At 34.9% G+C, this 24,247-nt stretch carries 21 protein-coding genes, 1 tRNA gene and 1 pseudogene; 15 read left to right on the top strand and 8 right to left on the bottom strand.

What is annotated here, in order from left to right; genetic code table 11:
• Position 1: 1 nt before the first annotated feature.
• Together ACHRV5_RS14560 and ACHRV5_RS14555 are read left to right on the top strand one after the other, a co-directional pair.
• Positions 2 to 2,236: a multicopper oxidase domain-containing protein gene (locus tag ACHRV5_RS14560; RefSeq protein WP_395427243.1), complete on the top strand. Its 2,235-nt coding sequence runs from the start codon at positions 2 to 4 to the stop codon at positions 2,234 to 2,236.
• 629 nt (positions 2,237 to 2,865) lie between these two features.
• Positions 2,866 to 3,054 carry a hypothetical protein gene (locus ACHRV5_RS14555; RefSeq protein ID WP_131701513.1) on the top strand — a complete coding sequence of 63 codons (189 nt, stop codon included), beginning with the start codon at positions 2,866 to 2,868 and terminating at the stop codon, positions 3,052 to 3,054.
• A gap of 144 nt (positions 3,055 to 3,198) precedes the next feature.
• On the opposite strand, the gene ACHRV5_RS14550 is transcribed toward ACHRV5_RS14555, so the two are convergent.
• On the bottom strand, positions 3,199 to 3,651 hold the full coding sequence (locus tag ACHRV5_RS14550; protein ID WP_047774035.1) for a DUF4442 domain-containing protein: 453 nt from the start codon (positions 3,649 to 3,651) through the stop codon (positions 3,199 to 3,201).
• A 255-nt stretch (positions 3,652 to 3,906) separates the two neighbouring features.
• Between ACHRV5_RS14550 and ACHRV5_RS14545 the strand changes: the two genes are divergently transcribed.
• The 5 genes from ACHRV5_RS14545 to ACHRV5_RS14525 all read left to right on the top strand — a co-directional run bounded on the left by ACHRV5_RS14545 (position 3,907) and on the right by ACHRV5_RS14525 (position 8,218).
• Positions 3,907 to 4,362, top strand: coding sequence for a DUF4870 domain-containing protein (locus ACHRV5_RS14545; RefSeq protein WP_047774455.1), 456 nt, complete (start codon positions 3,907 to 3,909; stop codon positions 4,360 to 4,362).
• Between the two features lie 139 nt (positions 4,363 to 4,501).
• Positions 4,502 to 4,834 carry a PadR family transcriptional regulator gene (locus tag ACHRV5_RS14540; protein WP_047774036.1) on the top strand — a complete coding sequence of 111 codons (333 nt, stop codon included), beginning with the start codon at positions 4,502 to 4,504 and terminating at the stop codon, positions 4,832 to 4,834.
• A 2-nt stretch (positions 4,835 to 4,836) separates the two neighbouring features.
• The gene (locus ACHRV5_RS14535) at positions 4,837 to 6,561 is read left to right on the top strand and encodes a PspC domain-containing protein (RefSeq protein WP_395427242.1); all 1,725 of its coding nucleotides are present in this window, start codon (positions 4,837 to 4,839) and stop codon (positions 6,559 to 6,561) included.
• A gap of 3 nt (positions 6,562 to 6,564) precedes the next feature.
• Positions 6,565 to 7,296, top strand: coding sequence for a head GIN domain-containing protein (locus tag ACHRV5_RS14530; RefSeq protein ID WP_395427241.1), 732 nt, complete (start codon positions 6,565 to 6,567; stop codon positions 7,294 to 7,296).
• Between the two features lie 88 nt (positions 7,297 to 7,384).
• The gene (locus tag ACHRV5_RS14525; protein ID WP_395427240.1) at positions 7,385 to 8,218 is read left to right on the top strand and encodes a GIN domain-containing protein; all 834 of its coding nucleotides are present in this window, start codon (positions 7,385 to 7,387) and stop codon (positions 8,216 to 8,218) included.
• 563 nt (positions 8,219 to 8,781) lie between these two features.
• On the opposite strand, the gene trxB is transcribed toward ACHRV5_RS14525, so the two are convergent.
• On the bottom strand, positions 8,782 to 9,729 hold the full coding sequence (gene trxB, locus ACHRV5_RS14520; RefSeq protein WP_047774043.1) for a thioredoxin-disulfide reductase: 948 nt from the start codon (positions 9,727 to 9,729) through the stop codon (positions 8,782 to 8,784).
• A 360-nt stretch (positions 9,730 to 10,089) separates the two neighbouring features.
• Here trxB and ACHRV5_RS14515 point away from each other — a divergent pair, with 360 nt between their 5' ends.
• Entirely contained in the window at positions 10,090 to 11,082 is a 993-nt protein-coding gene (locus ACHRV5_RS14515; protein WP_395427239.1) for a hypothetical protein, read from the top strand.
• Positions 11,083 to 11,145: 63 nt separating this feature from the next.
• On the opposite strand, the gene ACHRV5_RS14510 is transcribed toward ACHRV5_RS14515, so the two are convergent.
• Positions 11,146 to 11,220 (bottom strand) — tRNA-Pro (locus tag ACHRV5_RS14510).
• A gap of 331 nt (positions 11,221 to 11,551) precedes the next feature.
• On the opposite strand from ACHRV5_RS14510, the gene ACHRV5_RS14505 reads away from it, so the two are divergent.
• The 6 genes from ACHRV5_RS14505 (at position 11,552) to ACHRV5_RS14480 (ending at position 16,851) form a co-directional block, all read left to right on the top strand.
• A complete protein-coding gene (locus ACHRV5_RS14505) occupies positions 11,552 to 12,319 on the top strand; it encodes a ParA family protein (RefSeq protein ID WP_047774047.1) in 768 nt (255 codons plus the stop codon).
• Between the two features lie 5 nt (positions 12,320 to 12,324).
• Entirely contained in the window at positions 12,325 to 13,227 is a 903-nt protein-coding gene (locus tag ACHRV5_RS14500) for a ParB/RepB/Spo0J family partition protein (protein ID WP_047774049.1), read from the top strand.
• Positions 13,227 to 13,787 (top strand): DUF5683 domain-containing protein, encoded by a 561-nt coding sequence (locus tag ACHRV5_RS14495; protein WP_047774051.1) that lies wholly within the window; start codon positions 13,227 to 13,229, stop codon positions 13,785 to 13,787. The genes ACHRV5_RS14500 and ACHRV5_RS14495 overlap by 1 nt, the downstream gene beginning before the upstream one ends.
• 38 nt (positions 13,788 to 13,825) lie before the next feature.
• Positions 13,826 to 14,527, top strand: coding sequence for a 4-hydroxy-tetrahydrodipicolinate reductase (gene dapB / locus ACHRV5_RS14490; RefSeq protein ID WP_047774053.1), 702 nt, complete (start codon positions 13,826 to 13,828; stop codon positions 14,525 to 14,527).
• Between the two features lie 57 nt (positions 14,528 to 14,584).
• Positions 14,585 to 16,138, top strand: a complete 1,554-nt coding sequence (lepB, locus tag ACHRV5_RS14485) for a signal peptidase I (protein ID WP_230003150.1) — start codon at positions 14,585 to 14,587, stop codon at positions 16,136 to 16,138.
• A gap of 101 nt (positions 16,139 to 16,239) precedes the next feature.
• Positions 16,240 to 16,851, top strand: coding sequence for a WbqC family protein (locus tag ACHRV5_RS14480; protein WP_047774457.1), 612 nt, complete (start codon positions 16,240 to 16,242; stop codon positions 16,849 to 16,851).
• 3 nt (positions 16,852 to 16,854) lie between these two features.
• Here the strand turns inward: ACHRV5_RS14480 and ACHRV5_RS14475 are convergent, their stop codons facing one another.
• Positions 16,855 to 19,134, bottom strand: coding sequence for an outer membrane beta-barrel protein (locus ACHRV5_RS14475; RefSeq protein ID WP_395427238.1), 2,280 nt, complete (start codon positions 19,132 to 19,134; stop codon positions 16,855 to 16,857).
• Between the two features lie 261 nt (positions 19,135 to 19,395).
• Here ACHRV5_RS14475 and ACHRV5_RS14470 point away from each other — a divergent pair.
• Positions 19,396 to 19,560: pseudogene (locus tag ACHRV5_RS14470) on the top strand (WbqC family protein); the annotation flags it as partial.
• Between the two features lie 2 nt (positions 19,561 to 19,562).
• Here ACHRV5_RS14470 and ACHRV5_RS14465 read toward each other — a convergent pair.
• From ACHRV5_RS14465 to mutL, 4 genes are read right to left on the bottom strand one after another with little or no spacing between them, the layout of a single operon-like run.
• Positions 19,563 to 20,579 carry an endonuclease/exonuclease/phosphatase family protein gene (locus tag ACHRV5_RS14465; protein WP_395427350.1) on the bottom strand — a complete coding sequence of 339 codons (1,017 nt, stop codon included), beginning with the start codon at positions 20,577 to 20,579 and terminating at the stop codon, positions 19,563 to 19,565.
• Between the two features lie 49 nt (positions 20,580 to 20,628).
• Positions 20,629 to 21,492, bottom strand: a complete 864-nt coding sequence (locus tag ACHRV5_RS14460; RefSeq protein WP_047774061.1) for a rhomboid family intramembrane serine protease — start codon at positions 21,490 to 21,492, stop codon at positions 20,629 to 20,631.
• A 45-nt stretch (positions 21,493 to 21,537) separates the two neighbouring features.
• On the bottom strand, positions 21,538 to 22,287 hold the full coding sequence (locus ACHRV5_RS14455; RefSeq protein ID WP_395427237.1) for a rhomboid family intramembrane serine protease: 750 nt from the start codon (positions 22,285 to 22,287) through the stop codon (positions 21,538 to 21,540).
• Positions 22,284 to 24,209, bottom strand: coding sequence for a DNA mismatch repair endonuclease MutL (mutL, locus tag ACHRV5_RS14450; RefSeq protein WP_395427236.1), 1,926 nt, complete (start codon positions 24,207 to 24,209; stop codon positions 22,284 to 22,286). The genes ACHRV5_RS14455 and mutL overlap by 4 nt, the downstream gene beginning before the upstream one ends.
• Between the last annotated feature and the right edge of the window lie 38 nt (positions 24,210 to 24,247).

Genomic DNA, 24,247 nt, shown 5'->3' with positions numbered 1-24,247 from the left:
TATGAAAGCTTACTATATTATTTTAGCCTTTTTTGTTGTTATCACGATGAAAGCCCAGAAAATCGTACGCTATGATTTGTACGTACGCGATACAATCGTCAACTTTTCCGGAAAGGAAAAACACGCTTTTGCCGTAAATGGTCAGATTCCAATGCCAACACTAACTTTTACAGAAGGAGATACTGCCGAAATTTATGTGCACAACGAATTAAAAGAAAATACTTCATTGCATTGGCACGGTTTATTTTTACCCAATAAAGAAGACGGTGTTCCGTATTTAACTCAAATGCCGATTGCACCAAAAACAACGCACAAGTACAGTTTCCCAATTATACAAAACGGGACGTATTGGTACCACAGTCATTCCGGACTTCAGGAGCAAGTGGGGTTGTACGGCCTTTTTATCATCAATAAAAAGAAAGACGATCCAACTTTTAGAAAAGGTATTGACGATTTACCAACGGTTCCGGTTATTTTGAGTGAATGGACCGATTTGAAACCCGAAAATGTACAACGAATGCTGCACAACGCCAACGATTGGTTTGCTATAAAAAAAGGAACCACACAGAGTTATGCCGAAGCCATCAAACAAGGCCATTTTTCGACCAAGGTGACGAATGAATGGAAACGAATGAATGCCATGGACGTAAGTGATGTGTATTATGAGAAGTTTTTAATCAATGGAAAAAATGAAGACCAACTTTCACAATTCAAACCCGGAGAAAAAGTCAGGCTTCGAATTGCAAACGGAGGAGCCTCCAGCTATTTCTGGCTGACTTACGGAGGTGGAAAAATAACAGTCGTGGCCAGCGATGGTAACGATGTTGAACCCGTAGAAGTCGATCGTCTGATTATTGCCGTTTCTGAAACTTATGATATTGTAGTTACCATTCCCGAAGACAATAAATCCTTTGCTTTTTTGGCTACAGCCGAAGACAGAACAGGCGCAGCTTCTTTATATTTAGGTAATGGAATTAAACAACCGATCGTTCCTCTTTCGAAATTAAAATATTTTGAAGGGATGAAAATGATGAACGATATGATGAAAATGAATGGCGACATGAACGACATGGGCATGAACATGACATTGAATAAAATGGATATGAATGCCGTCATGTATCCTGAAATTACAGGCGAAGAGGAAACAGCAAAGCCAATGGATCATTCACAACATAATAGCGAAGGAATGCAAATGGCAACGGACAGCACCGAAACTGCCGATATTGTTACGTTGAATTACGGAATGCTAAAATCACCGACTAAAACAACGCTTCCAAAAGACGCACCCGTAAAAGAATTACGTTTTGAATTGTCCGGAAATATGAACCGCTATGTATGGAGTCTGGACAATAAAGTGATTTCTGAAACCGACAAAATCTTAATTAAAAAAGGAGAAACCGTTCGAATTGTATTGTACAACGGATCAATGATGCGCCATCCGATGCATTTACACGGGCATGATTTTAGAATCCTGAATGAACATGGTGACTATTCGCCCCTAAAAAACGTAATTGACATCATGCCAATGGAAACCGATACAATCGAATTTCAGGCGAATGCAGATGGCGATTGGTTTTTTCACTGTCATATTTTATACCATATGATGGCAGGGATGGGACGTATTTTCAGTTATGAAAATTCAGCACCGAACCAGCTGATTAAAGACCCGAAAATGGCCTACAAAATGCTAAAAATGGACGATAGAATGTTTCATTTTATGGCAGAAAATGACTTTGCTACCAACGGAAATGATGGGGAAGCCATGTTCAGCAACACCCGCTGGAGCATTGGAACCGAATGGAGATTGGGTTACAACGACCGTCACGGTTACGAAACCGAAACCCATATTGGGCGCTACATCGGTAAAAATCAAATGTTGATGCCTTTCATTGGTTTTGACTGGCGCTACAGAAAAATGGGAATGGACGAACAAGAACAAAACCTTTTCGGACAAAAAAACACAAAAGACAATCGTTCTGTTTTTAGTGCCGGTTTAGAATACACCCTACCCATGTTGGTAAAAGCGCAAGTTGAAGTGTATACGGATGGAAATGTTCGTTTCCAATTAGAACGAAAAGACATTCCGTTATCCAGACGTTTGCGAATGAATTTAATGTGGAATACAGATAAGGAATATATGGCCGGTTTAAAATACATTGCAACCAGAAACTTAGGGATCACAACACATTATGACAGTGATATGGGTGTTGGATTTGGTGTTAATTTGAATTATTAATAGTAGTTTTTTTAACCATGTAAGTTAATAAGTTTGCTTAGAACATTAAGGGTTAAGGCTTTTAAATCAAAAAAAAGAAAGCAACAATTTTATTTATACATTCGGTTTGAATTGGCATTAATTTTGACAAAGCACATAAACAATTAACCCAAATCAAATTTTATGTCCGGAATTATCCTCTTTTTATTAGTCACTTCACCATTAATTTTTCAAATACTATTTGGAAGAAAAGCTATCGCAGAAAGCATAAAATTAAATTTATCTCAAGTGTGTTTGATTAGTTTTATTTCACAAATTGTATTTTATTTCTTATCCTCTGAAATCCTTAGTTCTAATTTAGAGGGACGATCTCATTGTGGGATGCCTTTTGTTGGATTATTAGTTTTAAACTTCTTTTTTATAATCGTTTTATTCATAACAATGTTAATTCAATTTTTCATAAAAAGGTCGTATGACTCTGAGGAACAAGAATAAAAAAACAGATTCAAGACTGTTCACATTTTACATTTTAACATCTGACAATTCACATTTACAAAAACATTAACAATACACTTATTCTTACGAACCGAAAATCCTTTTATATTTGATTCGTTCAAAAACAGAATCATCAACTTTCAAAAACACAAAAAATGACAAAAGTAATTACAGTATTGACCGTTGCTTTATTTTCAGTTGGTATATCAGCTCAGGAAACTAAACCGGCAGCTAAAAAAGAAACAGCAGCAAAAACAACAAGCAAAGAAAAATCTAAATCTGACGCAAAAACTTGTGACATGTCTAAAAAAGACAGTAAAAAATGTTGCTCTAAAAAGAAGTAATCTTTGTTAATTTCAAAAAGAAAAGCCGTTTCATAATTCATGAAACGGCTTCGTTTTTTATATATTTTACTTCCAGGAAAAGCTATTCAAAAACCTCCTCACCTTTGTGCCTCTGTACCTTTGAACCTCCACTCAAAAAAAAACCTACTTTAACCTAACACTCCACTCAAAATCCATTTCTGAGACTTGAACGCCTTCTTCGTTGGTACCTATAGATTTCATCCAGAAAGTTTGTCCTTCTCCGGTTGCTATAGTTTGCTGAATTGCTTCAGCTATTAAATGCCCGTCGTTACAGGCAAATGTAATTCGGCCTGTTGCCTTTTTAGTGAAGTTCCCTTTGTTGTTGGCTACTAACATAGAAATCTTTCTTCCGCTTTCCTGAATTTGAGAAATCACCAAAGCGCCTGTTGTTAGCTCAGCCGCCATTGCCTGAACCGCAAAATACATCGAACTAAACGGATTCTGATTAATCCAACGGTGCTTTACACTTACGATACAACTGTCTTTGTCGATTGCTTTTACCCGAACGCCACAAATGAACGCTGAGGGTAACTTGAATAATACAAATTTGTTGAGTTTGGAAACTGAAACTGCCATATTATTTATTTTTTTATGTAAAAATACAAAAAAACTATGCACGCACAATAAATTCTTCTTACTTTCCTACAATAGCCGTAAACACTGGTATTAACGCTGATTTTCAGCTTTCTTAATGCCTGTTCAAAACCTTATACATGTTAAAATTTTGTTAACATTTGGTACTATGCAAAACAAGATACTGTCTTTTGGATATATATTTGCATAAGAAATTACTATATACTTTTAATCATGGAAACATCAACACTACTCATCATGGAAACAACATCAGAAAAGAACACTGCAACGTTCACACATCTTAGTGCATTAAGTCAATATATTATTCCATTTGGGAATTATATTTTTCCAATCCTGATCTGGACGGGTTACAAAGACAAATCAGAATTTGTAAACCACCACGGAAAACAGGTATTGAATTTTCAATTGAGTTTATTGCTTTACACTTTGATTCTGGCTTTAATTGCAATTCCGATTTTCATCAGTGTAGTATTGCAAAATATTCCGATCGAAGCTTTTCTTTACAATGACAACTATGTAATCAGAAATTTCAACTTTGACGGGCATATCGGATTATTAAGCGTTGGAGCAACGGCGGTTTTACTTTTTGGAATGTTAAAAGTAGTAGAGTTCTTTTTAATCATTTATGCTTCTATAAAAACATCAAACGGAGAATATTACAAATACCCACTCACAATTCCTTTTATAAAGTAATTGTAAAAGATTAAAAGTTATACGACAATACGAGCTAATTCTAACAGAATAAATTCGAGATCAATCATCAATCAATCATCAATCAATCATCATCAATCAAAAAACGAATTGTTCAATCTAAAAAAAACAAAATGAAATTATGAACATTGAAAACACAAAAGCACAGATGCGCAAAGGTGTTCTTGAGTTTTGCATCTTATCAGTATTAAAAGAAAAAGACGCATATACATCAGAAATATTAGACACTTTAAAAAACGCCAAATTACTAGTTGTTGAAGGAACTGTTTATCCACTTTTAACTAGATTGAAAAACGACGGCTTACTTAATTATCGTTGGGAAGAATCAACTTCAGGACCACCACGAAAATATTATGGATTAACTGAAATAGGACAAACATTTTTAAACGAACTTAGCGGTACCTGGACAGAATTGTCTGACGCCGTAAAACTAATCACCAATCAAAAACAATAGTCATGAACAAAACAGTAAATATTAACTTAGGAGGTATGTTTTTTCACATCGATGAAGATGCATATGTAAAACTAACGCGCTATTTTGACGCTATAAAACGATCCCTGAATAATTCTTCCGGACAGGATGAAATTATTAAAGACATCGAAATGCGTGTTTCTGAATTACTAACAGAAAAACAAAAAAGCGAGAAACATGTTGTGGCATTGAAAGACGTTGATGAGGTGATTGCAGTTATGGGTCAGCCGGAAGATTATATCATTGAAGACGAAGAAAAATCAAACCAGTCCTTTAATGGATCCGGTACCAGAAAACACAAAAAATTATACCGTGACAAAGAGAAAGGTATGCTTGGTGGTGTGGCTACAGGTTTAGGTCATTATTTTGGAATTGAAGCAGTTTGGATAAAAATTCTATTCTTAATATTTGTCTTCGCAGGTTTTGGAACAGGAATTTTAGCTTATTTCGTTCTTTGGGTTGTAACTCCGGAAGCCGTTACAACATCTGAAAAACTGGAAATGACAGGGGAACCGGTAACCATTAGCAACATTGAAAAAAAGGTTCGTGAAGAAATTGAATCTTTATCTGACAAATTTAAAAATGCAGATTATGATCAAATGGGAAACCAGGTAAAGTCGGGAGCTGAGAGAATAAGTAGTTCATTTGGAGACTTTATCATGACGGTTTTTAAAGTCTTTGCTAAGTTCTTAGGAATTATTTTGATCATGTCAGGAATATCAACTTTAATTTTATTGTTGATTGGCGTTTTTACTTTGGGATCAAACATTTTTATTGAGTTCCCATGGCAGAATTTTGTTGACGCAGGAAATTTTACCGACTATCCGATCTGGGTGTTTGGTTTACTAATGTTCTTTGCTGTTGGAATTCCGTTTTTCTTTTTGACACTTTTAGGTTTCAAACTATTGTCACCAAACCTGAAATCAATTGGAAACATTACTAAATATACGTTGTTGGCCGTTTGGATTATTGCGGTAGCTATTGCAATAAGTGTTGGAATAAAACAAGCTACTGAACTTTCATACGACAATAAAGTAGTGGAGAAAAAAACAATCAACATTAACCCTCAGGATACCCTTTTTGTAAAATTCAGATACAATGATTATTATGCTAAAGGCCTGAATCATCACAGAGATTTCGAATTTGTACAGGATTCTGCAAACAATGCCTTAATCTACTCAAATGATGTACGTTTACATGTTTTGCGTACCGATAATGCAACTGCTTATTTACAAATAGAAAAAACCGCCAGAGGAAATTCTTTTACAGCTGCCAAACAAAGAGCCGAAAAAATTGACTATAAAATTCAACTAAATGGAAATCAATTAGTTTTAGACAATTATTTCTTAACAGGGGTTAAAAATAAATTCAGAGGACAAGAAGTTGATGTATATTTGTACTTGCCGGAAGGACAGCTGTTTAAACCGGACACTTCTGTACAAGATTACGATGATTCTGAAAATGATTTCTTCAATTTACACTTTAGCGGTGACTATAGCTATAAAGTAGAAGGTTCAAAAGTTAAATGTCTTAATTGTCCAGCGGATGAAAATGACTTTGATGAGGATGCAGACGAAGAAAACAATATTGTTACAGATACTGTAAAAGAAGTATCGATTAAAATTAATGGAAAAGAAGTTTTAAACGGTAAAAAAACTACCGGAAAATTAACCACAGACAAAAACGGAGTAATAATCAAAATTAACTAAGCCATGATAAAAATAATCATTCATATTACGAAATTTGTAGTTGCTACTATCACTGCATTGTTGTTTGCCTCTTGCGGTAACATCAACAGTATTGAAGGAAGCGGAAAAGTTACTAAGGAAAAAAGAATCGTTAACGGAGATTTCAAAAACGTATCCGTAAGCAATGCCATTGATCTGGTTATCGTACAATCTGACTCTACGGAAGTTGTTGTTGAAGCCGATGACAATTTACAGGACAACATCATTACTAAAGTAGAAAACGGAACATTGAGAATTAGCTGTAAATTTAGTTCTTTCCGAAATGTTACAATGAAAACAGTGACGGTAAAAATGCCGGTTATTGATAAATTGGAAGCTTCAAGCGCTTCTAATGTACAAAGCAAAAACACCATTCGTGCAGTAGATATAAGTCTGGAAAGCTCTAGTGCTGCTAACATGATGGTTGATGTAGAATCTGACAATATTAATTGCAATTCAGGAAGCGGAAGTAATATTAATATCAAAGGGAAAGCATTAAAAATCACCACTTCAGCATCCAGCGGAGCCACTATTGATGCACAGAAATTATTAGCAAACGAAGTTCATGCTGATGTTTCGAGCGGAGGAACCATAAATGTACATCCTATAGTAAGTCTAAAAGCGGAAGCTTCAAGCGGAGGAAACATAAATTATGACACTACTCCTAAAATTATTGAAAAAACAGCGAGTTCGGGAGGGAACATTAGCAAGAGTTAAACCTTACTAATGTGTTAAATATAGAAGAAATCATTCACCAAAAGTGGATGATTTTTTTATATTTGTCTAAAATCAAATTATAGAATTAATGAAAAAGAACACCGCCTTACTCCTATTATTATTACTTACAACGGTAACTTTCGCACAAAAGAGAGAGAAAATAAAAGGGTCTAAAATCGTAACCACTTCGGTAAAAGAAGTAGGAGAATTTGATGGTATTGAAGCCGATGATAATTTGGAAGTTTACCTGGAAAAAGGAGAGAAAAACGAGATCAAAATCGAAGCCGATGACAATCTTCACGACATCATTGGAATGGACCTTAGAGACCGAACACTTCGTTTGTATACTTCTAAAGAAACTACAATTTTTAAAAAACTGATTGTTCGCGTTACCTATACAAACTCTTTTAAAAATGTAATTGCAAAAAATGAAGCCGCTATTTACGCCCTTCAGGAAGTTCAGTTAGACGACATTACGTTTAATAGCCTAGATTATTCTAAACTGTTCCTGAATGTCAATTCAAAAAAATTCACTTTGATTGCCGACGACAAATCAAAAACTGAACTCAACTTAAAATCAGAAGACGCCAGTTTACAATTAAGTAAAAGCGCTTCGATTAAAACACTGGTATCTGCCATAAAATTCAAATGTGATTTATATCAGAAAGCTGTTGCTGCTATTGAAGGTATTGCCGAAAAAGCAACCATTCGTTTAGACAATAATTCTATTTTCACGGGAACAAAATTTACTTTAAAAGATTCTAATGTTACAGTTGAGAACTATGCGACAGCAAGTATTCTGGCAGAAACTACCATTGCAATAGCCGTTGGTGACCATGCAGAACTTTCTCTTCTTGGAAACCCAACGATACAACTAACTCGTTTTTCTGAAGAAGCTAAGCTTATTAAGAAGATTAAGTAGGGGGTGTTTAGTTTTCAGTCTCAGTCGCGGTCTCAGTTTTCGGTTTTCGGTCTCAGTTACGGTTTACTCTTTTCGGGACTGCTACTATTTAATTCAAGTTCCTAGTTTTCTTATCCCTAAAACGAAGCAAGTTGTATCTCATTTTCTGAATTGTTATACTGTAAATTAAAAAATTTATAAAAGGACCATTTTGAATAGCCTCCTGCTTTAGCTCAATGTTATTAAGTTAGGAGCTTTTTTCACGCAGATTCTGCGGATTCTGCGGATTTTTTTATTTTAATCCGCTAAAATCTGCGTGAGACTTTTTTTGATAATCCTTAACTTAATGACATTCTGCTTTAGCTGGAGGAATATTGCTACAGCCAAAATATATCGTGCTTCTTTCGGCTAAAGCCAACTGTGCGCCTCTTAATTATTTATCCCCAGCTAAAGCAGGGGCTATTCAAATAGTAACAGTAAAAACAAAAAAACCGTTTCAAAAATATGAAACGGTTTTTTACTTTATTGTAAACAGCCCTCTGAGACTGTAAACTGAGACTGCAAACTGAGACTGTAAACTAAGATTATTCTTTACCAGCCAAATATCTTTCAGCATCCAAAGCAGCCATACATCCGGTACCTGCAGCCGTAATTGCCTGGCGGTACACGTGATCTGCAGCATCACCGGCTACAAAAACACCAGCTATATTGGTATTAGAAGTACCCGGAGTATTAATAATATATCCCGTTTCGTCTAAAGTAAGATAGTCTTTAAAAATATCGGTGTTTGGTTTATGACCAATTGCAACGAAAAATCCTGTTGCAGGAATATCAAAAATCTCTCCTGTTGTTTTGTTTTTAGCTCTAATAGCAGAAACTACCTGTTCGTCTCCAATAACTTCAACCGTATCGTGATTCATTAAAATCTCAATATTCTCTGTTTTACGAACACGATCTTCCATGATTTTTGAAGCTCTGAATTTTTCGCTTCTCACCAACATGGTTACTTTTTTACAAAGTTTAGACAAATAGTGTGCTTCTTCACAAGCAGAATCTCCTGCTCCAACAATAACTACTTCCTGATTGCGGTAGAAAAATCCGTCACAAACCGCGCAAGCAGAAACACCACCACCCATTTGCAAGTAATGTTGCTCTGATGGTAAACCTAAATATTTAGCCGAAGCACCAGTAGAAATAATTACCGTTTCACAGTGTAATTCGATAGTATCGTTTATCCAAACTTTATGAATGTCTCCTGAAAAATCAACTTTAGTTGCCCAACCATCGCGAATATCAGCACCAAAACGTTTTGCTTGTTCTTGTAATTGAATCATCATTTCTGGACCGGTAACACCGTCAACATAACCCGGAAAATTCTCTACTTCATTTGTTGTAGTCAACTGGCCTCCCGGCTGCATTCCCTGATATAAAACTGGATTCATGTTAGCTCTGGCAGCGTAAATAGCAGCGGTATAACCTGCAGGACCAGAACCTATAATAAGGCATTTAATTTTTTCAATAAGATTTGACATAATTATGATTGTATTAATAATTGATGGTGCAAAAGTAAGTTTTTATTGTGGGATATGGGAATCCACATAATCAGTTTTTGTTATTCTGAAATAGAGCATTACAAATAGAACCAAAATAAAAAGTCTGTTCTACGGCTACAGAAAAACATTCTGACAACACTGCTGTAGTCTTTTCTTTATTACTTAAGAATAAAAGTATCAAATACTAATCAAACCCATACATAGCAAGCTGTAAGAGTGTTAAACATTTTAACTTTTCTATACTTTATAACCAAGTATTTATACCTGTTTTTAGAATCGCTCGCAGGAGTACATTTCGCTTTTGTGTATTTTTATCGATAACAACTTAAAATAAGTACTATGAAAACAAAACTACTTTTTCTTTCTATTTTTTTATTATTCTTTTTAAATGGCTACACTCAGGTAAAGCGATTTACCTCTGATAGTCCTGGCTATATGAAAACAACTTATATTTTTACTGATGCTCCCAAAATAATAAAAGTAGATGGTGCCGGAACCGAAATTACTGACGATGAAAATATCCCACTTCGAGCACCTATAGGGGCAAGATTTCAAGTTTACAATGAAATTAAAAACTCCAGAAATGTTATCACCCATTTTATAATAAAGTTTTTATACTATAATAACACAAATAGAGCAAATTCTTATCTGACCTATAATGTTACAGAAACTACAAATGAAAAAGAATCCCGAAAAAGCATAAAAGAAGAGCAACTTAAACCTGCAAAAGCTACCACTGCAAAAGAGTACAAACTTACCGAAAAAGCAGCCAAAACCTTAAACAAAGAAAAATTAGATGATCTTCCGGATGCCTATTTTAAAGTACCCGTTTCAGATCTTGAAAAATTTGCAGCGGTATATGTTCCACAATCAAAATATCATTTTGCATATGGGACTATAAGCTATCTGGCAAGAATTCGACCTCGCACACACGACATCCCGAGTAAATGGTCCACTGACCTTAGCCTTGGACTTGCTGCAGGACTGCGGTATGACCTTACAGAAAACTGGGCGATCACAGGACTTGGCGGTGTAGCCATAACCCGCATATCGATTGATAAAAATTCTGTTCGAAATCTTGAAATCACTACTCCAATAGAAAAACCTGCCATTACACCTAATATTAATGCTATGATTTCATACAAAAACTTCTCCTTTGGATTGGGCGCTGGTTTTGACTGGATCAATCGCGATGGAACACCGGAAGCCGCAGCATGGGTTTACAATAAAAAATTGTTTTATGGTATCTCTATTGGTATTAATGTGTTCACCAGTAATTCAGAAAACACAGTACCTCAGGATGGAGATCAGGATCAAAACAAAAAAGGATAAATAGAAAATACTATAATTTGCATAGAACAAAAAAAAGCCGAACATTTCTGTTCGGCTTTTTTGTCGGGGTGGCAGGATTCGAACCTGCGGCCTCCTGCTCCCAAAGCAGGCGCGATAACCGGGCTACGCTACACCCCGTAAGCGGCTGCAAAGATAGAACTATTTTCGGCTTATCCAAAACAATTTTAAAAATAAGAGCAATTTATTTTGAAGTCCTGCCTGCAAAAACTAAAAACGATCTTATAAACTACTGGGAATGAAAATCAAATCTCATTTATACCCTGTTCAACTTTTTTTTAAAGAATTTGAAAAAATTAAATTTTACAGCTTTTTTCCCTTAAAAATAAAAAAAATCCCAAATCAAACACGCACAAAACAACGCTTAATCGAAGTTTCTTAAATGTTAACAAAATAGATTTTCAAAAACCATAAATAATTGTATTTTTACGGTTCAAAATTCAGAAAATAAATGGGCAAAATCATTGCGATTGCTAATCAAAAAGGAGGCGTTGGAAAGACTACTACATCTGTAAATCTTGCAGCCTCATTAGGTGTTTTAGAAAAAAAAGTATTACTGATAGATGCTGATCCTCAGGCAAATGCTACATCTGGCCTTGGGATTGATGTAGAATCTGTAGAAATTGGTACTTATCAAATACTTGAACATAGTCACACCCCAAAAGAAACTATAGTTCAATGTACCGCTCCAAATGTTGATGTGATACCTGCTCATATTGACCTTGTTGCCATCGAAATCGAATTGGTTGATAAAGAAAACAGAGAATATATGCTTAAAAAAGCATTAGAAAGTGTTAAAGACGAATACGATTATATCATTATCGACTGTGCACCTTCATTAGGTTTACTAACCTTAAATGCATTAACAGCGGCTGATTCTGTAGTTATTCCGATTCAATGTGAGTATTTCGCACTTGAAGGATTAGGAAAATTACTGAACACTATAAAAAGTATTCAAAAAATACACAACCCGGATCTTGACATTGAAGGATTATTATTAACCATGTACGACTCGAGATTGCGTTTATCCAATCAGGTTGTAGAAGAGGTGCAAAAACACTTTAACGATATGGTTTTTGATACCGTTATTCAGCGTAATGTAAAATTAAGTGAAGCACCAAGTTTTGGAGAAAGCATCATTAATTATGACGCTACCAGTAAAGGAGCAGTTAATTACATCAATCTGGCTCAAGAAATTATAAAGAAAAACAGTAAATAGTTTTTATGACAAAAGCAATTAAAAAACAAGCCTTAGGAAGAGGATTATCAGCCTTATTAAAAGATCCGGAAAACGACATTACCTCAGTAGAAGACAAAAATGCTGACAAAGTTGTTGGAAATATAATAGAGCTTGAAATAAGTGCTATCGAAATAAATCCATTTCAACCAAGAAGTAATTTTAACGAAGAATCATTACGCGAATTAGCCACTTCTATTAAAGAACTAGGCGTAATTCAACCTATTACTGTTCGAAAATTAGATTTCAACAAATACCAGTTAATTTCCGGAGAGCGTCGTTTGCGCGCTTCGACTTTAGTGGGTTTAAATACGGTTCCTGCTTATATTCGTATTGCGAATGACAACGAATCATTGGTTATGGCTTTGGTTGAAAACATTCAACGTCATGACTTAGATCCTATTGAGATCGCTCTTTCTTACCAGCGTTTAATTGATGAAATTCAATTGACTCAGGAACAAATGAGTGAACGTGTGGGAAAAAAACGTTCTACAATTGCCAACTATTTACGTCTTTTAAAATTAGATCCGATTATCCAGACCGGTATTCGTGATGGTTTTATCAGTATGGGACACGGTAGAGCAATCATCAACATTGAAGATTTAGACATTCAGACCGATATCTATCAAAAAATAGTAAGTCAAAATTTATCTGTTCGTGAAACAGAGAGTTTGGTAAAAAACTACCACGAAAGTTTAAAGCCACAGGCAGAAGGAAAACCGAAACCGGAATCTTCTTTTGAAGTCGAAGAAACTAAAAAAAGCACTTTCAATGATTATTTTGGCGCGAAAGTTGACATAAAAGTTGCCAATAACGGAAAAGGAAAAATCACAATTCCTTTTAGTTCCGAGGCCGACTTTAACAGAATTATAAAATTAATAAACGGATAGTGAATAAAATTGTCCCCATAGGATTATTGTTCTTTCTCACAGGAACCGTATCTCTTTTTGCTCAGGCAAAAGAAGACACGGTTTTGGTCGTTAAAGACACAACCAAGTTACAAGAAATTGATCCGCTAACCCCTGCAAAAGCAGCATTCTATTCTGCAATAGTACCGGGTCTGGGTCAGGCTTACAATAAAAAATACTGGAAAATACCATTGGTTTACGGAGCAATTGGTACCAGTTTATATTTCTATATAGACAACAATAAAAAATACCACGATTACCGTGACGCTTACAAAAGTCGTCTGGAAGGTAAAACCGATGACGACTATAGATATCTGGATGACAGCAGGCTTATCGCCGGACAGAAATTCTATCAGCGTAACAGAGACTTATCTGCCTTATTTATTGTAGGTTTTTATGTTTTGAATATCATCGATGCTAATGTCGATGCGGCTCTGATTCAATTTAATGTGAATGAAAGACTATCGATGCGTCCCGAAATTTATCCCAACGATGTAACGTTCAGACCAAATGTAGGACTAACTTTTAATTACACCTTTTAATAGACTTCACCTCTATTTAAAATTCAAAAAATACACAAATGAAAATTGCTCTTTTAGGATACGGAAAAATGGGTAAAGTAATCGAACGAATTGCTTTAGAAAGAGGTCATGAGATTGTTTTAAAGAAAGATGAAAACAATACCTATGACGGACTTTCAACAGCAGATGTTGCGATCGATTTTAGCGTTCCCGCTGCCGCCGTTGACAATATTACAAATTGTTTTCACTCTAATGTTCCGGTAGTATCAGGAACAACAGGATGGTTAGAACATTACGATAAAATGGAAGCTCTTTGCAACGAAAAACAAGGTGGTTTTATCTCCAGTTCTAACTTTAGTTTAGGTGTAAATGTCTTTTTCGAACTGAATGAATACTTAGCCAAAATAATGGCTCAATTTGATTCTTATAAAGTTACGATGGAAGAAATTCACCATACTCATAAACTGGATGCTCCAAGCGGAACTGCCATTTCATTAGCCAAAGGGGTTATTGAAAACAGCACCTATACCAATTGGACTATGGAGGAAGCAAAAGCAAATGAAATTTTTATTGAAGCAAAAAGAATTGGAGAGGTTCCGGGCACACACACCGTAACTTATGACTCAGTTATTGACAGCATCGAATTAAAACATACTGCCCACAACCGTGAAGGTTTTGCTCTTGGAGCCGTTATAGCTGCGGAATGGCTAGCCGGTAAAAAAGGTATTTACAGTATGAAAGACGTATTAAATTTAAAATAAACTACTTACCGTTTAAGGCCTAATTTTTCTTAAACCTTAAACTTAAAACAAAATATTATGACACTATATCTTTGGTTTATTTTTTTCCTGGCCGTACAAGTTATTCATTTTTTAGGAACATGGAAAATGTATCAGGCAGCCGGAAGAAAAAGTTGGGAAGCTGCAATTCCGGTATACAATGCTATTGTTTTAATGAAAATAATTGGCCGACCAACTTGGTGGACTTTATTGCTTTTTATTCCTATCATCAACCTGATTATGTTTCCGGTTGTTTGGGTGGAAACCTTAAGAACATTTGGTAAAAAAACCACTTTAGATACGGTTTTGGGAATATTTACTTTAGGATTCTATATCTATTATGTAAGCCACACTCAGAAGTTAGTATACACAAAAGACAGAAAATTAACTCCCGAAAATAAAGCAGCTGACACGGTAAGCTCTTTGCTTTTTGCGATCATAGTAGCGACACTGGTTCATACTTATATTGTACAACCTTACACGATTCCAACTTCTTCGTTAGAAAAATCATTATTAATTGGTGACTTTCTATTTGTAAGCAAAGTAAATTATGGTCCAAGAGTCCCAATGACAACGGTAGCTTTACCAATGGTTCATGATTCTATCCCTTTAACAAAGCAAAAATCATATCTGAAATGGCCACAATTGCCGTATTTCAGACTACCGGCTTTAGAAAAAATCAAACGATGTGACATTGTCGTTTTTAACTGGCCTGCTGATACCGTACATTATTTCTACGAACCGAAAGGAAGACCAGGAGTCATCAAACCAATCGACAAAAAATCGAATTACGTAAAAAGATGTGTTGGTATTCCGGGAGACAGTCTGTCAATAAAAGACGGTTTGGTTTTCATCAACGGAAAAAAATTAGTTTTACCGGAAAGAGCTAAACCTCAATATTCTTATGCTGTTGCGTTGGATGGAAAAACGTCAATAGACTTTGAATCATTACTAAGAGAATTAGATATTACAGACCGTGCCGGTTTTAAAAGCGAGAAAAGAGATACGCTTTATTTTGCCGCTTTGACCGAAGCCAGCGCTGAAAGAATAAAAAACACACCTGGAGTTACCGCAGTAAAAAGAGAAATCGACAGAGGAAACGACAATGCTATTTTTCCACATATCGACAAATGGAGTCAAGACAATTTTGGTCCAATCTATATTCCGGAAGCAGGAAAAACAGTTGCTTTAAACAATGTATCGTTGCCTTTTTATAAAGAAATCATCACTAATTACGAAGGAAACACCTTAGAAATAAAAGGTTCCCAGTTCTTAATTAATGGAAAACCGGCTACAACTTATACCTTCAAACAAAACTATTATTGGATGATGGGGGACAACCGTCACAACTCTGAAGATAGCCGTTATTGGGGTTACGTTCCCGAAAATCACATTGTAGGTAAACCCGTTTTCATCTGGATGAGCTGGGATACCAACGGAAAAGGGATTAATAAAGTTCGTTGGGATCGCGTTTTCACAACCGTAGATGGCGAAGGACAACCACAATCTTACTTTAAATACTTCTTAATTCTACTGGCAGCTTATTTTGTTGGAGATTTTTTCTGGAGAAAAAGAAAAGAAAACAAAGCATAAATAGAAGTTTTTTTAGTTTCAGGTTTCAAGTTTCAGGTTTTGTTTAAGAACATGAAACCTGAAACTTGAAACCTGAAACTTTTAAACAAAAACACAAAACAATGAATTCCTTATTACTTCCTACCTATTTTCCGTCCATCAGCCACTTTGCAGTTATGGCTCAATCTGAAAATATTACTTTTGAGATGGAAGATAATTTCCAGAAACAAACCAACCGTAACCGTACTTATATCTACAGTCCAAACGGGATACAGTTACTAAACATCCCTGTTAAACATTCAAAAGCAGCACATCAAAAAACCAAAGAGGTTTTGATAGAGAATGAATTTGACTGGCAGAAACAACATTTTAAATCTCTGGAAGCAGCGTACAGAAGCTCTCCCTTTTTTGAATTTTTTGAAGATGACATTCTTCCTGTTTTTGAAAAAAAGCATACTTTTTTAATGGATTTAAACCTTGAAGTATTCGAGATTGTTACCAAATGTCTTCGAATGAAAATTGAATTCGGCAAAACAACAGAGTACTTTCACGAAGCAGAAAACATAACCGACTTCAGATACTTAGCAAACGGAAAAAAAGACGCTAATACCTTCGAAAAATACCCTCAGGTGTTTGACGACAAACATGGTTTCATCAACAACCTAAGTGTATTGGATTTGCTTTTTAATGAAGGGAAATTTGCTGTGGATTATTTGAAGACTCAGAAGATCTAAAAGCTACCTTCTCACATCATTATTATTTATATCCTGAGAATCTATTTTGTCGCTGAATTTCTTGCCAAAATTATAAGTTAAAATCAGCAACAAATTTCTTGAATTATTTGTAGTTTCTACTTTTTGATAAAAATTACCATTATTACTTATATCGGTAAATCCACTAGCTGATTTACCCAGCAAGTTTCTACCATATAAACTAATGTTTATCTTGTCTTTTAATAGATTTGTGCTAATATTAAAATCAAGATAGGGTTCTGTTATTCTCTTTGACAATAAGGAATAATTAGGGCCATCTTGCCTCCCTGAAAAGGAAACCGAAATTTTATCTTGTAAAAACTTCGTACTTAAATTTATATTTCCTCTAAAAGTAAAGCCGCTATTTTTTTCGATTACCGCCATTTCGCTATTGTCTTCGTAAACATTATAATCAAAGCCTGAATTAATATTAGTCATTATTTTTTTAAACAATTTTGTTTTCACTCCCACATTAAAGCCTGATGAATTATACTTTGCAGCATTGTCAAGTGTTTGAATCAATAATTCACCCTCTTTTCTGTACACCTCTGCTATTGCATTATTGATAGATTCGTGATAAAATTTTATTGAAAAACTATCTGACTTTATTGATTTACTAAAAGTCAATGAATAATAATCTCTTAATTCCGGGTCTAAATTCTCATTACCCTGTTTTGCTAATCCCGGATATATCACTATAATACTATTATTCAAGTCACTGGCATCCGGCCGTAAAACTTTTCTGGAATAACTAAATTTAGCATCCAGTGTATTCTGAAAATGATAAATTCCATTAAATGTTGGCAGTACTAAGTTATAGTTCTGGTTTAAAACATTATTACTATTATTAGTGTTTTCAAAAGTCAAAGCTATTTCTGTCGAAATCTTACCAGACCAATCCGTATCTAATTCTACTGAAGCATCGACAACTTTTTGATTTAGAAAATAAGTACTGTCAAAAAAAGTATAGTCTCTATTAATAAATTTCAGATCAGAATAAAAACTCATATTTTTTTTAAAAAAAGTCATATTCTCTGCTTCCAGATCCAATGCAATTGATAGCTCCTTATTCTTAGATCGAACATCATAGTATTTTAAGCCTTGATGCTCATAATCAAATATATTATCATCCACTTTTTTATAGATTGAATAAGCCCCTTTTACGAAAAAAGTCGTGTTTTCTTTAAGAGAATGACTGAAAACTGAGGCCAAATTCCATTGACTATTTATTTCTTTTCCTTTTTTCGTAAAAAGTTCAACCTTTTCATCATTCGCCACTGATAATCCGTTCGCGATGCTTTTAAACTTATATCCGGAAAATGCATTCGTAAAAGTAATATTTGATTTCTCTGACAATTTAATACCTGCTCGCGTATTAAAATTCGCCTGATTTCCTTTTGATTTATTTCTATTATCCTGAAAAAAAACACCTTCTTCGTCATTTCTAATAGTTTTAAAATCGATGTTATTATCGTTATTCAAAAATCTAAAATTAGATCTCAAGGCAAACCTTCCTTTTTTATAAGTAAAAGCGGGGTTCACAGACCAATAATCATTAACTGCACCGACAGTACCTCCAAGGCTTCCTTTTATAAATTCTTCTGTTCTTTTTTTAGTGATAACATTTATTATAGCCCCTAAAAACTCCGAACCATATAGTGTTGATGATGGATTTGATATCACTTCAACTTTATCAATATCAATTGCAGCAATATTTTGCAGTTCGTTTGACATTGCTTCTATCCCATCAATAAAAATTTTAGCGCTTAGCACTCCATCCACAATTCCCTTCTCTTCAATTTTATTAAAATAGACATTTGGGACGGTACTTAAAACCTCTCCAGCTTTCGCATTTTTTAAAAAATCTTTTGAATCAATCTTATAAATCGATTTTCGGGCAGTGTGTACTATTCGTGATTCAGATTTAATTATTACTTCATTCAGTTCCTTTGGTTCATCGCTATCAAGATAAATATTATTATCTCCTTTTAGATTCTCAATTTTATGATAATAGGTTTTATAACCCGGTTTACTTACTATTAGAAACAAAGTATCATTCTCTTTAGCAGTTATATTAGAAAATTTATATAAACCCTTTTTATCACTTATTGCAAATTTCGAAAGCTTACTACTTTTTAATTCAATTATAACGTCTATTAAAGCTGATTTATCAGAAAAAATTTTCCCGCCGATATCTGCACTACTATTCTGAGAGAAGCAATTTATCAGTACAAAGAAAAACACAATAGAAAAATTTAAATTCATTGAAAGTCATTATATAGGTTTAATAAAAATGTTTCCTAAAAATGAACCTAGGAAACATTTACAATTAATGTACTACAATTCAATTCCTCAGATTTGACCAAAGCATCACTTTAAATATTGTTCAATAATACATGGAAGAAAAAAAATTGAAATTAATTCTCTTATAAAAACATACTAATAATACTATTAATTTTTTAAATATACGAATTTAAAGTAAGTTTGCAAAATAAAAACTAAGAAAATTCCTAAAAAAAATAAAGTTTCAGATACTTAGCAAACGGAAAAAAAGACGCTAATACCTTCGAAAAATACCCTCAGGTGTTTGACGACAAACATGGTTTCATCAACAACTTAAGTGTATTGGATTTGCTTTTTAATGAAGGGAAATTTGCTGTGGATTATTTGAAGACTCAGAAGATACAGTAGTCTTATTCCATTGAAAGCCTCGTCATAATAGGATAATGATCGGAGTTTTCGAAATCAGAGAAGCTTTCGAATTGTTTTACTTTTATTTTACTGTCAGTAAAAATATAATCGATTCGCGCCGGATAATAGCGGAATTTATAGGTCGCACCAAACCCCTCGCCTGCTTCCTCAAAAGTATCTTTTAATTTTCCTCTTATACTTCTGTATACATACGAAAAAGGACTGTTATTCATGTCGCCACAAATAATAATCGGGTTTTTACATTGTTTAATATTTTCCTTAAAAATCTCAGCCTGCTCTTGTTGCTGTCTGAATCCTTTGCTGATTCGGGTATAAATCAACTGAGACTTCTCCTGGTTTACATTATCTATATTATTTGAAATATCATTAACATCGGGTGAAATCTTAATCGACTGCAAGTGCATATTGTAGACACGAATCACATCTTTACCACGTTTTATATCGGCATAGATTACATTATTGTCCGATTTAGGAAATATAATATTCCCCTGATACAGAATCGGAAATTTAGAAAATATAGCCTGCCCTGTTTTGATCTGATTGCCGTCAATAAAAATATAACGGTGCGGATAGACCTTTAAGTCAATGTGAGCCGAATTAGAATACTCCTGAATGCAGAGAATATCAGGATCTTTCTCATCAATAAAAGCTTTAATATTCGAAGGAACATCATCACGATCCAGCCACTTAAAAACATTAAACAGACGAACATTATAACTCATTACAGAGAAATCCTTTTCTGTTTTCACATAGTCTTTAGCAGAGAATTTATAAAATTTACTGATAAAGGTAATTCCCGTCAGCAATACCAAGCCGGATAAAATAAGACGTTTTTTAAACTGAATTGCCCAGTAGACAAAGAAGAACCCATTCAACACAAAAAAGGCCGGCATAAAGAGCGTTAAAACCGATAAAAGCGGAAAACTCTTGGGCGCCAAAAAAGGTAAAATATAGATGCTGAATGTCACTACAGTAAGTACTATATTCAAAAAGAACATCAATTTATTAAACCACGACAGGTTTTGCATGCTTTCTTTATTACAAGGATTATTTTCCTGCTTTAAATAAAAATTCTTTTTCTTCTTTGGTCAGACAATCGTAGCCGGATTGGCTGATTTTATCCAAAATTTCGTCAATTTGTTGTTGCGTTTTGTCTTTCGTAACAATTTTCGAAATCGGTTTTTCTGTAGGTTTTTTATAATTCTTATGCACCGTCTTGAAAGGGGTTGTAGGCGATTTTCGGAACAAATTAGAGAAAAAATCTATTGTTTTGGAAACCACGATACTCAAGTCAGTACCATTTTGAAGCAATTTAATAAAAATAAAACCAAAAACAGCACCTGCTAAGTGCGAAATATGTCCACCCATATTCCCAAGGCGGAATTGCATTAAATCTAAAATTAAAATGACTGCCGTAATGTGCCAAAGTTTCACATTTCCAATCAATAACAAACGGATATTCATTAAAGGCTGATAGGTTGTTGTAGCCACTAAAATCGCCATAATTGCTGCCGAAGCCCCGACAATAGATGCGGCACTATTTAAGAAATAATAACTTAAGGCAAAAACAACTCCGGCAAAAACAGCACTTAAAAGGTACAATCCCAAGTATTGCTTTTGCGTAAAAAAGGTCAAAAACAAATTACTGGCAAAATTAAGCACCATCATATTAAACAGCAAATGGAAAAATCCATCATGAAAAAAGGCATACGTTAAAAAGGTCCAGGGCTTAAATAAAAAAACCTGAGGGTCTGATGACAAAGCCAACCAACCCGGAAAGGCAAATTGTCCGACTGAAAATTGATAAAAGAACACCAAGGAGATCATAAAACAAGCAATGTTCCAATAAATAACACGCATGGCGATACCTCCTAATTTATACTGTAATTTTAAATCATCCAGAATATTCATAAAAGCCTTTTTAAGTTTCTATTTTTTTGATATTAAAATTAAAAATTAATTCCAACGATTCTTATTAAATTGATTCTTTTTCCAATACAACATCATTAAAAAACCGGTTATTGCACCACCAATGTGAGCAAAGTGCGCTATTCCGGTACCTCCGCTTCCAAACAATGAGCTTCCTTTAAATCCTAAAAACAAGTCGACAGCCAAAATTCCCGGAACAAAATACTTTGCTTTAATCGGAATTGGAATAAACATCAATGCCAGTTCTGCATTAGGAAACATAAAAGCAAAAGCCGTTAATAAACCATAAATAGCTCCTGACGCTCCAACAACGGTTCCAATATAAGCACTGGTAAAGCCATTAAATTGTGAAACGGAGACTAAATCCTGCCATCTTGTATCTATTTTCCCTTCACTTAAAATCTTAATAATATCTTCTTTGTGATAACCATTTGCTATTAAAACATTCATTGTATCCTGAAAAGAATAATAATTTACGGCTGTATGCAATAAAGCAGATCCCAGACCACAGGAAATATAAAAGAACAAAAACTTCTTAGCACCCCAAAAATGCTCCAAAGCCGAACCAAAAGACACCATTGCAATCATATTAAAAGCAATGTGCATAATGTTTCCGTGCATGAACATATGTGTTATCGGCTGCCAAACTCTAAAATCCGGATTTTCAGGAAAAAACATCGCGAGATAGTCATAAGAAATCGGGACAAGTTGCGATCCTATAAAAAAGATAATATTTATTATCAATAACTGTTTTACTACGGGAGTCATGTTCATCATAAGGCAAACTTTTTATCTATATCCTCAACACGCATGGTGATGAAGGTAGGTTTCTGAAAAGGTGAAATATTGGGGTCTTTACAGGCAAACAATCCGTTAACTAGATTATCCTGTTCTTTTTCGGTTAAATAAGACCCGGTTTTAACCGCTAAACTCTTAGCCATTGATTTGGCAATAGTATCATTCTGACTGTAACTACTTGCCGGAATTCCGTCTTGCAAATCACTTAACAATTGTTCGATTACAAGCGAAACTTCACTTTCTGTAATATTCACGGGAATACCGGAAATCACAATATGATCCGCCTTTGCTGCGTCAAAAACAAAACCGGTTGTTTCTAAGGAAGGTTTCAATTCTTCGATCAATTCCATTTCTGCTGACGAATAAAACAAATCCAGCGGAAACAACAATTGCTGACTGGAAGCTTGATTTACCGTCATATTCAACAAAAATTGCTCGTACAAAATACGCTGATGTGCGCGTTGCTGATCGACAATAACCATTCCCGATTTTATAGGAGAAACGATATACTTTTTATGAATTTGATAAGTCTTCTGAATGGCTTGCTCTACATCTTCGTCATTAAACAAAGACGAAGTAACTTCCTCATTTTCGAAAGTAAAAGGAGAGCTTTCTATACTTTCCGTCTCTAAACCAACGTACAAACTTTCCCAACTTGCGGTAGGCTCTACTCTTTTAGAATATCCGGAATAAGAACTTGAACCAGAGGAGTACGAACCCGATCCTGAACCTGAACTACCGGAAGAACCAGATCCTGAACTGGATTTAGAGTAATGCTGATTGGTTTTGTCGTCTGTAAACGGATTAAAAGTGCCATCTACCTGAATGGTTGGCGTTTCTCCTTCCAAATCTTTATAATGATAAGGCGTATCTAAATTAGAATCCCGATCAAAATCAAGCACAGGAGCCACATTAAATTGCCCTAAACTATGTTTGATTGACGCTCTTAAAATAGCATACAACGCTTGTTCATCGTCAAACTTGATTTCTGTTTTGGTCGGATGAATGTTGATATCGATTGTATTTGGTGGAACTTGCAGGTACAAGAAATAACTGGGTTGCGAGCCGTCTTTCAAAAGTCCGTCGTAAGCCGCCATTACAGCGTGGTGCAAATAACCACTTTTTATAAAACGATCGTTTACAAAAAAGAACTGCTCTCCCCTGTTTTTCTTAGCAAATTCAGGTTTACAAACAAATCCCTGAACATTTATAATCTCTGTATCTTCGTTTACCGGAACTAATTTTTCATTGGTTTTACCGGACATCATCCCTACAATTCGCTGACGGTATCCCGCAGCCGGCAAATTATACAATTCGCTGCCGTTATGATAAAAAGTAAAATGAATATTAGGATGCGCCAAGGCTACACGCTGAAACTCATCCATAACATGGCGAAATTCAACCGTATCTGATTTCAAGAAATTACGTCGGGCAGGAATATTAAAAAATAAATTCTTAACAGCAAATGAAGTCCCTTTTGGCAGAACAGCCACTTCCTGAGAAACAAACTTACTGCCTTCAATAACAATATGCGTTCCCAGTTCTTCCTGATCTTGTTTGGTTTTCATTTCCATGTGCGCAATTGCCGCAATAGAAGCCAATGCTTCTCCACGAAAACCTTTGGTATGCAGCGAAAATAAATCTTCGGCCTGACGGATTTTAGAAGTTGCATGACGTTCAAAACACAAACGTGCATCGGTTACACTCATTCCCATACCATTATCAATAACCTGAACCAGCGCCTTTCCGGCCTCTTTAATAATTAGCTTAATGTCGGTTGCTTTTGCATCAACAGCATTTTCTAATAGCTCTTTTACAACAGAAGCGGGTCTTTGAACCACCTCTCCAGCAGCAATTTGATTAGCAACGTGATCAGGAAGTAATTGAATAATACTCGACATTAAGAAATTTGGGTTTAAGGTTCTGTCCTCGATTTCAG

Origin of the sequence: Flavobacterium sp. FlaQc-52, from assembly GCF_044007495.1 — a bacterium.
Lineage (GTDB): Bacteria > Bacteroidota > Bacteroidia > Flavobacteriales > Flavobacteriaceae > Flavobacterium > Flavobacterium cupriresistens.
This window is presented reverse-complemented; position numbering and strand designations above follow the sequence as displayed.

Excerpts from the sequence above, each read along its gene's own strand:
- ACHRV5_RS14560 (WP_395427243.1), top strand. The coding sequence starts at position 2 with ATGAAAGCTTACTATATTATTTTAGCCTTTTTTGTTGTTATCACGATG.
- ACHRV5_RS14555 (WP_131701513.1), top strand. The coding sequence starts at position 2,866 with ATGACAAAAGTAATTACAGTATTGACCGTTGCTTTATTTTCAGTTGGT.
- ACHRV5_RS14550 (WP_047774035.1), bottom strand. The coding sequence starts at position 3,651 with ATGGCAGTTTCAGTTTCCAAACTCAACAAATTTGTATTATTCAAGTTA.
- ACHRV5_RS14545 (WP_047774455.1), top strand. The coding sequence starts at position 3,907 with ATGGAAACAACATCAGAAAAGAACACTGCAACGTTCACACATCTTAGT.
- ACHRV5_RS14540 (WP_047774036.1), top strand. The coding sequence starts at position 4,502 with ATGAACATTGAAAACACAAAAGCACAGATGCGCAAAGGTGTTCTTGAG.
- ACHRV5_RS14535 (WP_395427242.1), top strand. The coding sequence starts at position 4,837 with ATGAACAAAACAGTAAATATTAACTTAGGAGGTATGTTTTTTCACATC.
- ACHRV5_RS14530 (WP_395427241.1), top strand. The coding sequence starts at position 6,565 with ATGATAAAAATAATCATTCATATTACGAAATTTGTAGTTGCTACTATC.
- ACHRV5_RS14525 (WP_395427240.1), top strand. The coding sequence starts at position 7,385 with ATGAAAAAGAACACCGCCTTACTCCTATTATTATTACTTACAACGGTA.
- trxB (WP_047774043.1), bottom strand. The coding sequence starts at position 9,729 with ATGTCAAATCTTATTGAAAAAATTAAATGCCTTATTATAGGTTCTGGT.
- ACHRV5_RS14515 (WP_395427239.1), top strand. The coding sequence starts at position 10,090 with ATGAAAACAAAACTACTTTTTCTTTCTATTTTTTTATTATTCTTTTTA.
- ACHRV5_RS14505 (WP_047774047.1), top strand. The coding sequence starts at position 11,552 with ATGGGCAAAATCATTGCGATTGCTAATCAAAAAGGAGGCGTTGGAAAG.
- ACHRV5_RS14500 (WP_047774049.1), top strand. The coding sequence starts at position 12,325 with ATGACAAAAGCAATTAAAAAACAAGCCTTAGGAAGAGGATTATCAGCC.
- dapB (WP_047774053.1), top strand. The coding sequence starts at position 13,826 with ATGAAAATTGCTCTTTTAGGATACGGAAAAATGGGTAAAGTAATCGAA.
- lepB (WP_230003150.1), top strand. The coding sequence starts at position 14,585 with ATGACACTATATCTTTGGTTTATTTTTTTCCTGGCCGTACAAGTTATT.
- ACHRV5_RS14480 (WP_047774457.1), top strand. The coding sequence starts at position 16,240 with ATGAATTCCTTATTACTTCCTACCTATTTTCCGTCCATCAGCCACTTT.
- ACHRV5_RS14475 (WP_395427238.1), bottom strand. The coding sequence starts at position 19,134 with ATGAATTTAAATTTTTCTATTGTGTTTTTCTTTGTACTGATAAATTGC.
- ACHRV5_RS14465 (WP_395427350.1), bottom strand. The coding sequence starts at position 20,579 with ATGTTCTTTTTGAATATAGTACTTACTGTAGTGACATTCAGCATCTAT.
- ACHRV5_RS14460 (WP_047774061.1), bottom strand. The coding sequence starts at position 21,492 with ATGAATATTCTGGATGATTTAAAATTACAGTATAAATTAGGAGGTATC.
- ACHRV5_RS14455 (WP_395427237.1), bottom strand. The coding sequence starts at position 22,287 with ATGATGAACATGACTCCCGTAGTAAAACAGTTATTGATAATAAATATT.
- mutL (WP_395427236.1), bottom strand. The coding sequence starts at position 24,209 with ATGTCGAGTATTATTCAATTACTTCCTGATCACGTTGCTAATCAAATT.